The 11,843-nt window shown below is 70.5% G+C and carries 10 protein-coding genes; all 10 read left to right on the top strand.

Features of this window, described 5'->3' with window-relative positions:
* Positions 1-6: 6 nt before the first annotated feature.
* Complete coding sequence (locus JHW38_RS02710) at positions 7-597, top strand: acyltransferase (protein ID WP_207524501.1); 591 nt, start codon at positions 7-9, stop codon at positions 595-597.
* 16 nt (positions 598-613) lie between these two features.
* On the top strand, positions 614-1,813 hold the full coding sequence (locus JHW38_RS02705; RefSeq protein ID WP_207524500.1) for an O-antigen ligase family protein: 1,200 nt from the start codon (positions 614-616) through the stop codon (positions 1,811-1,813).
* Positions 1,814-1,856: 43 nt separating this feature from the next.
* A complete protein-coding gene (locus JHW38_RS02700) occupies positions 1,857-2,954 on the top strand; it encodes a hypothetical protein (protein WP_207524499.1) in 1,098 nt (365 codons plus the stop codon).
* Positions 2,951-3,742, top strand: a complete 792-nt coding sequence (locus tag JHW38_RS02695; RefSeq protein WP_207524498.1) for a hypothetical protein — start codon at positions 2,951-2,953, stop codon at positions 3,740-3,742. The genes JHW38_RS02700 and JHW38_RS02695 overlap by 4 nt, the downstream gene beginning before the upstream one ends.
* A 37-nt stretch (positions 3,743-3,779) precedes the next feature.
* Positions 3,780-5,933, top strand: coding sequence for a bi-domain-containing oxidoreductase (locus JHW38_RS02690; RefSeq protein ID WP_207524497.1), 2,154 nt, complete (start codon positions 3,780-3,782; stop codon positions 5,931-5,933).
* A 28-nt stretch (positions 5,934-5,961) separates the two neighbouring features.
* Entirely contained in the window at positions 5,962-7,626 is a 1,665-nt protein-coding gene (locus JHW38_RS02685; protein WP_207524496.1) for a heparinase II/III family protein, read from the top strand.
* A gap of 4 nt (positions 7,627-7,630) precedes the next feature.
* Entirely contained in the window at positions 7,631-8,887 is a 1,257-nt protein-coding gene (locus JHW38_RS02680) for a glycosyltransferase family 4 protein (protein WP_207524495.1), read from the top strand.
* A 7-nt stretch (positions 8,888-8,894) separates the two neighbouring features.
* Positions 8,895-9,635: a YdcF family protein gene (locus JHW38_RS02675; protein WP_207524494.1), complete on the top strand. Its 741-nt coding sequence runs from the start codon at positions 8,895-8,897 to the stop codon at positions 9,633-9,635.
* Positions 9,636-10,180: 545 nt separating this feature from the next.
* Positions 10,181-10,786, top strand: a complete 606-nt coding sequence (locus JHW38_RS02670) for a TetR/AcrR family transcriptional regulator (RefSeq protein ID WP_207524493.1) — start codon at positions 10,181-10,183, stop codon at positions 10,784-10,786.
* A gap of 199 nt (positions 10,787-10,985) precedes the next feature.
* A complete protein-coding gene (locus tag JHW38_RS02665) occupies positions 10,986-11,789 on the top strand; it encodes a hypothetical protein (RefSeq protein WP_207524492.1) in 804 nt (267 codons plus the stop codon).
* Positions 11,790-11,843: the final 54 nt, after the last annotated feature.

The following is an 11,843-nucleotide window of genomic DNA, read 5'->3' as shown; positions in this document are numbered from 1 at the left end:
ATGCCCATGAAAATCTTCCGCCTGCTCAAGAAGGCCGTCGTGCTGAGCCTGATCCGCCTGGGCTGGTTCATCAAACCCGGCCTGGTCACGCGCCTGTACGTGTGGTTCCTGCGTTCGGAAGGCGCACAGATCGAGGAGCGGCCGAACTATCTGTCGGCCAAGATCTGGTTCGACGGCACCGACTACTCGCTGATCCGCCTCGGCAAGGGCTGCACCATCTCCAGCAACGTGCGCATCCTGACCCACGACTGGGCGATCCATACCGTGGCCAAGGAGCTGGGGCTGAAGTTCGACCAGCCGCAAGGTCGGATCAAGCCGATCTCGATCGGCCGCCACGCCTTCATCGGCACCGGCTCGATCATCATGCCGGGCGCCGACATCGGCGCGGGCTGCATCGTCGGCGCCGGCGCGGTGGTGCGCGGCACGATCCCGCCGCTGAGCATCGTGATCGGCAATCCCGGGCAGGTCGTCGGTTCGGTCGCCGAATACGTCGAACGCGCGACCCGCGGCGCCGGCGTGAGCCCGGTCGAACAGGCCGCGCTGAAGCAGGCCGCGCTCGCCCACCACGCCGCCGCGGCCGGCGCGCGCGCGGGCTGAGCACGACGGACCGGCGATGCGCATCCCCGCGCCCAAGCTGTTGCTGGCCCCGGCCTGTCTGGGGCTGTTCCTGTTGTCGGGCTGGGCCTCGGTGTTCTTCGCCGTCGACACCGACCTGGTGCAGTACGCGGCGATCGCCGCGACCATCGTGCTCGGCGGCCTGTCGCTGTCGTACAGCGGGCTCAACCGCTTCGCCTGCCTGCTGCCGGCGATCGTATGTTTGATCGCGTTCGCCCAGATCGCTTACCTCGACACCCACATCGGCCACCGGCCGAAGGAACTGAAGTTCTATCTGATCCTGGTGTTCTGCGCCTATTGCGCCTGCTTCGTGCTGCGCGGCGCGGCGGCCGAGCAGTTCGTCAAGATCTACGTGGCGCTGTGCTTCGTGCTCAGCGTGGCCGCGTTGGCGATGAACAAGGGCGCCGACACCGGCGCGCAGCGATTGATGCAGGGCGACGGCAATCCGATCTGGATTGCGCGCGCGGCCGGCACCACGATCATGTTCCTGGCCTGGCGCCTGCTGACCGACACCCGCCGGCGCGCATTGCGCATCGCCCTGATCCTGCCGTGCGTGGCGGCGCTGGTGCTGGCCGGCTCGCGCGGCCCGATCCTGTCGCTGCTGCTCGGCCTCGGCGTGCTGCTGGTGCTGACCAACCGCGGCGCGCTGCTGCTGTCGCGCAAGGTGTGGGCGGCCGGGCTGGCGGTGGTGCTGCTCGCGGTCGCCGCGGCGGTGCTGGCGCCGGACGGGATCAAGGACCGCCTCGCCAGCCTGGTCGTCAGCAACTACAGCGGCAGCGACGTGCTGCGCATGAACCTGTACGAAGTGTCGTTCGCGATGCTGCGCGACACCGTGTTCGGCCAAGGCTTCGGCGCGTTCGAAGCCAGCGGCGCGCTGCAGCCGTATCCGCACAACCTGCTGATCGAAACCCTGATCGAACCCGGCCTGATCTTCACCGTGTTCTTCTTCGCCCTGATCGGCTACGCGATCGTGCGCCTGTACCGCAGCGCCAAGCGCAGCCAGGGCCGCGACCTGGTCGCGACCTTCCTGTGCGCGCTGTCGCTGTACTCGCTGGCCAACGCCATGTTCAGCGGCGACATCACCAGCCCCAAGGAACTGTACCTGTGCGTGTTCTACGCGCTGTCGACCGCGTTCGTGATGCGCGCCGCGCCGGTTCCCGCGCGCCGCTTCGCCGCCCCGCACTCTCCCGCCCACTGACAGCTCCATCCGAATCCCGAATCCCGAATCCCGAATCCCGAACATGCAAGCGATCATCCTCGGCCAAGGCAATCCCTATCTGAAGAACCCGTACCTGGCGAAACTGTCGAAGGTGCTCGACAGCGCGCAGGTGCCGTACGAGTTCTGGATCTGGAGCCGCGACAAGCAAGCCCGCGACCTGCCCAAGGTGCGGGTGCTGCTGAGCTTCGGCTCCTGGGGCGGCGGCGCGGTCAACGCGCTCGGCTACGCGCTGTGGGTGCTGTGGCTGACCGTGCGGGTGTTCGCGCAGCCGCGCGCCGGGGTGTACTTCTGCTCGCGCCTGGACGCCGCCCTGCCCTGCGCCCTGGTCTCGTGCCTGCGCCGCTGCCGCTACGTGTTCCTAGACCGCGACAAGCTGTCCAAGAGCTACGCCTGGCCGGCGCCGGTCAAGCGCGGCATCGAATGGCTGGAACGCTTCGTCGGCCGCCGCGCCGCGCTGCACGTGGTGCCGGGCGATTCGCGCACTGAAGGCAACGACAGCGACAACGTGCGGGTGGTGCGCAACACCCCGCACACCGACACCATCGCCCGCGCGCGCGCCCTGGTCGCGGCGCAGCCGCCGCGCGACCGCCGCCTGCGCGTGCTGATCAGCGGCCTGATCTCGCCCGAGCGCGGCGCCGGAATGATGCGCGAGGCGATCGAAGCCTGCGCCGGCCGGATCGACTTCGTCGGCGCCGGCCGCCTGCTCGGCGACGACGCGCAGCGCCTGGCCGGCCTGCTCGGCGAGCGCTATCGCGGCATCGTCAGCAACGAGGAGGCGCTGGCGATGCTGCTCGGCGCCGACGTGGTGCTGGCCTTCTACGACCCGGCGCTGGAGATCAACCGGCTGGCCGAACCGAACAAGTGGTTCGACTGCGCGGCGCTGGAAATCCCGTTCTTCACCAACCCCGGCTTGTTCACCTCGGCGCCGTTCGAACAGCGCCACGCCTGCTTCCTGGCCGACTACGGCGACGGCGCCCAGCTCGCGCGCGAACTGCTGCGCATCGACGCCGACCGTTCGCTGCTGGACGCGCGCCGCGCCGGCCTGCGCCAGTTGCGCTACGAGGCCTGGGACACGGCGATGGCGCGGGTGATCGCCGAATGCGCGGAGCTGAAATCATGAGACTGCGAATCCTTCCCGCGGCCGCCGCGCTGCTCGCGCTGGCGCTCGCCGCGCCGGCATCGGCGCGCGACTTCAGGCTCTACAACAACACCAAGTACACCGACGGCAACGACCGCAACCTCGACATCGCCCGTTCCAACCTGCTCGGCGAGCCGCAGTTGCCGGAACTGGCCAAGGGCGTGATGCCCGACGAGAAGCGCTACAAGGACGCGGTGCGCGCCAGCCTCGCCAATCCCGGCCCCTTGGTCCTGGATTTCGAGCACATCAACCTGGCCAAGGACCCGCAGCTGTCGGCGACCAACCTCGACAAGCTGCAGACCCTGGCGCGCTGGACGCGCGAAGCCGCGCCGGGACGGCAGATCGGTTACTACGGTTTCCCCGGCTCGATCGACAAGAACGATCCGGTGCGCGGCAAGGAGCTGGCGAAATCGGTCGACCTGTTCTTCCCCTCGCTGTACACCGTCGACGACGACCGCGACCGCTGGCGCCGGCGCCTGGACAACATGGTCGCCGCCTCGCGCAAGCTCGACCCGGCCAAGCCGGTGCTGCCGTTCGTGTGGCCGCAGTACCACGACAAGACCCCGCGCGACGGCGAGTTCGTCGCCTCCGATTACTGGAAATTCCAGCTCGACCAGCTGCACCGCGCCGCCGACGGCGCGGTCATCTGGAGCAAGCGCGTCGGCGGCGGCGAACGCGACTGGGTGCCGGTCACCCGCAGTTTCATCCAGTCCAGCCGGATCCAATCGGCCCCCGCCGCATCCGGCCGCCGCCCCGCGCAGCGCCCCTGAGCCGCCCCCTTCCCCCGCATCGAAGTCCGGAACCGCCATGCAACAAGTCCTGCAAAACCTGCGCGACGGCAGCACCGAAGTCGCCGACGTCCCCGCCCCCGCGCTGCGCCGCGGGCAATTGCTGATCCGCAGCCACGTCACCCTGGTTTCGGCCGGCACCGAGCGCATGCTGGTCGAGTTCGGCAAGGCCAACATGCTGCAGAAGGCGCGCCAGCAGCCGGACAAGGTGCGCATGGTGCTGGAGAAGGTCCGCACCGACGGCCTCGCCACCACTCTCGACGCGGTCCGCAGCAAGCTCGATCAGCCGCTGGCGCTGGGCTATTGCAACGTCGGCACGGTCATCGGCGTCGGCCCCGGCGTGAGCGGTTTCCAGCTCGGCGACCGCGTCGCCAGCAACGGCAAGCACGCCGAAGTGGTCGCGGTGCCGGTCAACCTGTGCGCCAAGATTCCCGATGAAGTCGGCGACGAAGCCGCGGCGTTCACCGTGCTCGCCGCGATCGGCCTGCAAGGCATCCGCCTGGTCCAGCCGAGCCTCGGCGAAACCGTCGTGGTCACCGGCCTGGGCCTGATCGGCCTGATCACCGTGCAGTTGCTGCGCGCGCACGGCTGCCGCGTGCTCGGCATCGATTTCGATCCGGCCAAGCTAGCGCTGGCGCGCAGCTACGGCGCCGAGACCGTCGACCTGTCCAAGGGCGAGGATCCGGTCGCCGCGGCGCACGCTTTCTCGCGCGGGCGCGGCGTCGACGCGGTGCTGATCACCGCCTCGAGCAAGAGCAACGAGCCGGTCTCGCAGGCCGCGCACATGTGCCGCAAGCGCGGCCGCATCGTCTTGGTCGGGGTGACCGGCCTGGAGTTGTCGCGCGCGGATTTCTACGAGAAGGAACTGTCGTTCCAGGTCTCGTGCTCGTACGGCCCGGGCCGCTACGACCCGTCCTACGAGGAGCGCGGCAACGACTACCCGGTCGGCTTCGTGCGCTGGACCGAACAGCGCAACTTCGAAGCGGTGCTGGACATGATGGCCGCCGGCGCCCTGCAGGTGCAGCCGCTGGTGTCGCACCGCTATCCCATCGCCGACGCCGAGGCCGCCTACGGCGTGCTCGGCGGCGGCCAGCCCTCGCTCGGCATCGTGCTCGACTACGGCCGCGGCGGCGAGATGGCCGACCATCTGATCCGCCGCCACATCCCGTTGCCGGTCGCGACCACGGTGCGCGAGGACAGCGAAGCGCTCGACCGCAACGCGGTCGCCTTCATCGGCGCCGGCAACTACGCCGGACGCGTGCTGATCCCGGCCTTCGCCAAGGCCGGCGCGCGCCTGCACACGGTGGTGACCGCCAACGGCGTCGGCAGCGTCCACTTCGGCAAGAAGTTCGGTTTCTCCCACGCCAGCACCGACACCAGCGCGGTGCTGCGCGATCCGGCCGTGGGCTCGGTGGTGATCGCGACCCAGCACGCCAGCCACGCCGAGCTGACCTTCAAGGCGCTGCGCCGCGGCAAGCACGTGTTCGTGGAAAAGCCGCTGTGCCTGACCCTGGAGGAATTGCAGACCATCGAGAAAGCCCACGCCGAGCAGGCCGTGTACGGCCCGCCGCCGGTGCTGATGGTCGGCTTCAACCGCCGCTTCGCCCCGCAGGTGCAGAAGATCCATCAGCTGCTGGCCGGCGTGCGCGAGCCCAAGAGCTTCGTCATGACCGTCAACGCCGGCGCGATTCCGGCCGAGCACTGGACCCAGGACCCGCAGGCCGGCGGCGGCCGCCTGATCGGCGAGGCCTGCCACTTCGTCGACCTGCTGCGCTTCCTCGCCGGTTCGCCGATCGTCGGCCACCAGCTCACCGCGGTCGGCAACGTGCCCGGCGTCGGCATCCGCAGCGACCGGGTCAGCTTCGCCCTGAGCTTCGCCGACGGTTCCTTCGGCACCGTGCATTACCTCGCCAACGGCCACAAGAGCTTCCCCAAGGAACGCCTGGAAGTGTTCGCCGCCGGCCGGGTGCTGGCGCTGGACAACTTCCGCAAGCTGCGCGGCTACGGCTGGCCGGGTTTCAACAAGATGAATCTGTGGAGCCAGGACAAGGGCCAGGCCGCATGCGCGCAGGCGTTCATGCGCGCCGCGCGCGGCGAGGCGCCGGCGCCGATTCCGGCCGAGGAAATCTTCGAGGTCGCGCGCGTCACCCTCGAACTGGACGCATCGGTATGAGCGCGCGCCGCTGCCCGGAGCGCGCCGCATGAGTCTGGCCACGCGCCTGCCGCGGCTGTGGCATACCGTGCGCCATCTGCGCCCGGTGCAGATCTACGGCCGCGCCTGGCACCGGCTGCACCGGCCGCGGGTCGCGCACGCGCCGGCGCCGCAGATGGCCGCGTTCGAGCGCGGCTGGATCGCCTGCGAGCGCGCCGCCTCGATGCTGGGGCCGACCCGCTTCCGCTTCCTCAACGACGAGCACGAGATCGGCGCCAACGACTGGAACAGCGCGCGGCTGGCGAAGCTGTGGCTGTACAACCTGCACTACTTCGACGATCTCAACGCCATTGGGTCGGCGTCGCGCGAACATTGGCACCGCGACCTGATCGCGCGCTGGATCGCCGACAACCCGCCGCCGGCCGGCAACGGCTGGGAGCCGTACTGCCTGTCGCTGCGCATCGTCAACTGGATCAAGTGGCGCTGCGGCGGCCAGTTGTTCGGCGACGCGACCCGCGCGCGCGCCGCGCTCGACAGCCTCGCCGTGCAGGTGCGGTTCCTGCGCGGACGGCTGGAGCGGCATCTGCTCGGCAACCACCTGTGGGCCAACTACAAGGCGCTGCTGTTCGCCGGCGCGTTCTTCGAAGGCGTCGAGGCGCAGCGCTGGCGCGAACTCGGCCTGTCCGGCCTGCGCGGCGAAATCGCCGAGCAGATCCTCGCCGACGGCGGCCATTTCGAACGCAGCCCGATGTACCACGCGATCCTGCTCGAGGATCTGCTCGATCTGGTCCAGCTGGCCCTGGTCTACCCCGGCGCGTTCCCCGAGCGCGACGTGCAGAGCTGGCGCGACAAGGCGCGGGCGATGCTGTCGTGGCTGGCGGTGATGACCCACCCCGACGGCGACATCGCCTTCTTCAACGACGCCGCCCACGGCATCGCCGCGACCCTGGCGCAGTTGCAGGCCTATGCGCGCGCGCTCGGCGTCGAACCGCCGCCGGCCTCGCGCGAACCGCTGCAGATGCTGCCGCAGTCGGGCTATGCGCGGCTGCAATGCGGCGAGGCGGTGCTGATCTGCGACGTCGGCGAAATCGGCCCGGACTACCTGCCCGGCCACGCCCACGCCGACACGCTGAGCTTCGAACTGTCGCTGCGCGGCAAGCGGGTGCTGGTCAACGCCGGCATCTCGCGCTACGACATCGACCCCGAACGCCTGTGGCAGCGCGGCACCGCCGCGCACAACACGGTCGAGATCGACGGCGAGGATTCCTCCGAAGTGTGGAGCAGCTTCCGCGTCGCCCGCCGCGCCCGCCCGCGCGCGGTCGCCCACGGCCGCGAGGGCGAGTCGCTGTGGCTCAGCGCCGCGCACGACGGCTACCGCCGGCTCAAGGGCCGGCCGCTGCACCGCCGGCGCTGGGTGCTGACCCCGCGCGGCCTGCGCATCGAAGACCGCATCGAAGGCCGCTTCGGCGACGCGGTCGCGCGCCTGCGCGTGCATCCGGATTTCGCCGTCGACGGCCACGAAATACGCTGCGAGCCCGGCGCCTGCGAAAGCGGCGACGTGCGCCTGCGCTGGCGCAGCGAAGCCGCCGGCGACACCCTCGCGCTGAGCCGCTATTACCCGGGCTTCGGCCTGAGCCGGCCGTGCAGCGTGATCGAAACCGCGCTCGACCCGCGCGTGGGCACCGCCACGCTGGCGCTGGACTGGGGACGCTGAAGCCATGCGTATTCTGTTTCTGACCGACAATTTCCCGCCCGAAGGCAACGCCCCGGCGACCCGCACCTACGAGCACGCGGTGCGCTGGGTGCGCGCCGGCCACGAGGTCACCGTGGTCACCTGCGCGCCGAACTTCCCCGAGGGCAAGCTGTTCCCCGGCTACCGCAACGCGTGGCGCAGCGTCGAGACCCTCGACGGCATCCGCGTGGTCCGGGTCAAGACCTACATCACCGCGAACGAAGGCTTTCTCAAGCGCACCCTCGACTACCTCAGTTTCATGGCCGCCGGCGGCATCGCCGGCCTGTTCGAGCGCCGCCCCGACGTGGTCGTGGCGACCTCGCCGCAGTTCTTCTGCGCGCTCGGCGGCTGGGCGCTGGCGCGGCTCAAGCGCCGGCCGTTCGTGTTCGAACTGCGCGACCTGTGGCCGGCCTCGATCACCGCGGTCGGCGCGATGCAGCGCAGCGCGGCGATCCGGGCGCTGGAAAAGCTCGAGATGTTCCTCTATCGCAGCGCCGACGCGATCGTGCCGGTGACCCAGTCGTTCCGCGAGGAGCTGATCCACCGCGGCGTCGACCCCGGCAAGATCCACGTCGTGCTCAACGGCGTCGACCTGCAGCGCTACAAGCCGGCCGCGCGCGACCCGGTGATGGCGCGCCAGTACGACCTCGACGGCCGTTTCGTGGTCGGTTATCTGGGCACCCACGGCATGGCGCACGGGCTGGAGAACGTGATCGCCGCGGCCGAGCTGCTGCGCGACGACCCGCGCATCGTGTTCTTCTTCGCCGGCAGCGGCGCGCAGCGCGCGCAGGTCGAGCGGATGGCGGCCGAACGCGCGCTGCCGAACGTGCGCATGATCCCGCGCCAGCCCAAGGAGATGATGCCCAAGCTGTGGGGCCTGTGCGATCTGTCGCTGATCCCGCTGCGCGACACGCCGGTGTTCGCCTCGGTGATCCCGTCCAAGTTGTTCGAAGGCATGGGCATGGGCATTCCGGCGCTGATGTCGCTGCCGCGCGGCGAGGCGGTGCGGATCGTCGAAACCACCGGCTGCGGCGTCTGCGTAGCGCCCGAGGACGCGGCCGCGATGGCCGCCGAAATCGCCGCCCTGGCCGGCGATCCCGAGCGCATGCGGCGCCTGCGCGAAGCCAGCCTGGCCGCGGCGCCGGCGTACTCGCGCGACCGCCAGGCGCGGTTGATGAGCGACGCGCTGGCGCGGCTGACCGGCGACGACGGCGCGCGCGGCCTGCTGCGCTCGTCGGAGTGAGGCCGCCGTGTCCGCGGCCTGGTTGACCGAACCCGTGCACGCCAGCGCCGTCGCGCTGGCGCTGGCCGCGCTGGTGTGGCTGCTGCGCTGGCGCCGCAGCGCGTTCGCGCTGGCCGCGCTGGCGCTGGCGTGGTCGTTGCTGTGGTCGATGCCGGCCGCCGCGGCGGCGCTGCGCGATTCGCTGCAAGGCGCTTATCTGGGCCAAAGCGCCGAAGGCTTGCCGCAGGCCGACGTCATCGTAGTGCTCGGCGGCGGCATCGGCCGGGTCAGCGGCTTCGACGGCGGCGACGCCGACGCGCCGGAACTGGCCGGCAACCGCGTCGCCGCGGCCGCGCGCGCGTGGCACGCCGGCCGCGCGCCTGCGATCCTGCTCAGCGGCGGGCCCAGCGCCAGCACCCGCGGCGTCAGCGAAGCGCGGATCATGGCCGACGCCCTGGTTCGGCTCGGCGTGCCGCGCGATGCGCTGACCCTGGAAGAAGCCAGCCGCGACACCCGCGGCAACGCCGAACTCAGCGCGCGCATCGCGGTTGAACGCGGCTGGCGGCGCGCGATCCTGGTGACTTCGGCGCTGCACATGCCGCGCGCGCTGCAATGGTTCCAGCGCGCCGGACTGCCGGCGCTGCCGCTGGCGCCGCAGGCGCCGGCCGCGGCGGCCGGCGAACCCTGGTCGCCGTCGCAACAGGCGCTCGACGACAGCGCGCAGGCGCTGCGCGAATACGCCGGGCTGTTGCTCGCCACCTTCGGCTGAGCCGCCGCCGCGCGTCGCGGCGGCCGCATGCGAGCGCGAACGCACCGGTGCGGAAACCGGTCGCGCGCGGTCCGCGCTTTGTGCGACCCGCGGCGGAAAATCTTGGCGAATCCGGTCAACAAACCGGAAATACGGCCGCGCACGAGCGCCAGACTGAGACGACGAGAAGTCATTTCGTCATCGCGATGGGCCAAGATCCGGCTCGGTTCCGAGCGCGGAGCGGCGTTCGCCTTCCGCGGCCGGACCGACGGCGGAACACCTGCGTGCCGGCTCGATCTGCACGCGTTGCGTCCGCACCGACCCCGCTCGCTTCCTGAGCGGAGGCGCCGGCTCTGGTGGCCGCGCCGCCCGGTCACCCAGCGCGATCCGACCCGCAAGCCGTACAGGGCGGGCCAGCGGCTGCGCGACCCACTCGACACGAACCGCCGCCGCGGCCCGCGCCGCCGGCAGCGCGAGTTCCTGCGCAACCGCACCGCAACAGCAACGACGCGACGCCCGCGCCGCGGGCGCGCTTTCCCTCGACACTTTCGCCACAGGGCTTACTCATGGACCAGCTCGAACACGACCGCAGCGCGATACTCGAAGCCGGCATCGCCGAAATCTCCGAACACGGCCTCGACGGCGCCAGCATGGCCTCGATCGCGACCCGCGCCACGGTGCCGCAAGACGCCGTCGACGCCTACCTGCCGAACAAGCAGGCGCTGCTCGACGAAGTGGTGGGCTGGATGGTCGAAAGCGTTTCGCCGATGGCGCAGCTGCGCTACGACCCGGCGCGTCCGTTCGCCCAGCAGTTGCGCGAACTGGCGGAACTGGAGATGGAACTGATCTTCGATCCGAAGAAGATCCCGCTGAGCCGCATCGTGCAGGGCGAAGCGATGCGCGCGCCGGGCCGCGGCATGGAACTGCTGATGCGCTTCGCCGACAAGGAAGGCAGCATCCAGCGCTGGTTCGTCGACGCCGCCGCCGACGGCCAGCTCGGCGATCTGGCGCCGAACGTCGCCGCCGACACCTTCACCGGCATGCTCAAGACCCCGCACTACTGGGTCTCGATCATCCTGTGGGCGCCGCCGCCGGACGCGGCCGTGCAGCGCGAAGTCATCGACCGCGCCTGCGAATTCCTGCTGTGCCGCCTGGAAAAGCAGCCGGCCTGACCTTCGCCGCGCGCGCCCGCGCGCCGCCCGCCGCCGCCTCTTAGCCGCGCGCGGCCTCTCTGCGCTTTCCCCTTCCACCGCGGCGGCGACGCCGCGGTGCGGGCACGCCTGCGCCCGGCGCAAGCGCGACGCGCGGTTTCACTCTCAACGGCGCCACCGGCGACACCGGGCGCGCGCCGCCTTCATGGAGAAACCCTACATGGCAAGCATTCCCCACGACGACAGCGTCGCCGCCGCGCCGGCGGTCAAGCCGAAGCGGCGCAAGAAACTGCTCAAATACCTCGGATACGCCGCGCTCGGCTCGCTCGCGGTGGCGCTGGCCGCGCACGTGCTGTGGGTGCGCTCGGGCTCGGGCGAGTGGCAGCTCGTGCGCGACGAGAACGGCGTCAAGGTGTGGTCGCTGAAGGCGCCGGGCCAGGCGCGCCTGCTCGTGCGCGGCGGCGTGCAGGTCGAGAAGACCCGCATCGCCAGCATGATCTGGATGCTCGAATCGGTCAGCGTCGGCTGCAAGGACGCCTACTGCTACGACGCCGACGTGATCGACAAGATGCCCTCGGTGCCCGGCCACTACGCCGCCTATTTCAAGTTCAAGTACGACATCCCGGGCGCGATGACCCGCCAGTACGTGCTGCTGCAGCAGCATTGGCAGGACCCGGCCAGCAAAGTCGCGGTGGTCGACCTCAACGCCGCGCCGAACCGCCTGCCGCGCGATCCGTGCTGCGTGCGGGTCAGCCATCTGCACAACACCTGGCGCTTCGATCCCAAGGCCAACGGCGATCTCTACGTCGAGCTGACCCAGGACACCGACATGGGCGAGCTGCCCTACCCGTTGGCGAACCTGCTGCTGACCAAGATCACCTATCAGTACATGTACGAACTGCCGGGCCTGCTGAAGAAGGACATCTACCGCAACGCCCACGTCGACGACATCCAGGAAGTCGACTACTGGAGCCGGCTGAGCCGCGCCGAGGGCGCGCAGGCTGCGCCGGCCACAGGCAGCTGAAAACCGCGCTGGCGCTGCGCCGTACCGCTGCGTGCAGCGGTACGGCGCAGGAGC

It is taken from the genome of Lysobacter enzymogenes (assembly GCF_017355525.1).
In the GTDB taxonomy this organism is placed as follows: Bacteria; Pseudomonadota; Gammaproteobacteria; order Xanthomonadales; family Xanthomonadaceae; genus Lysobacter; species Lysobacter enzymogenes_C.
Note: the sequence above shows the minus strand (reverse complement) of the source record. Positions and strands in the feature narration are given on the sequence as shown.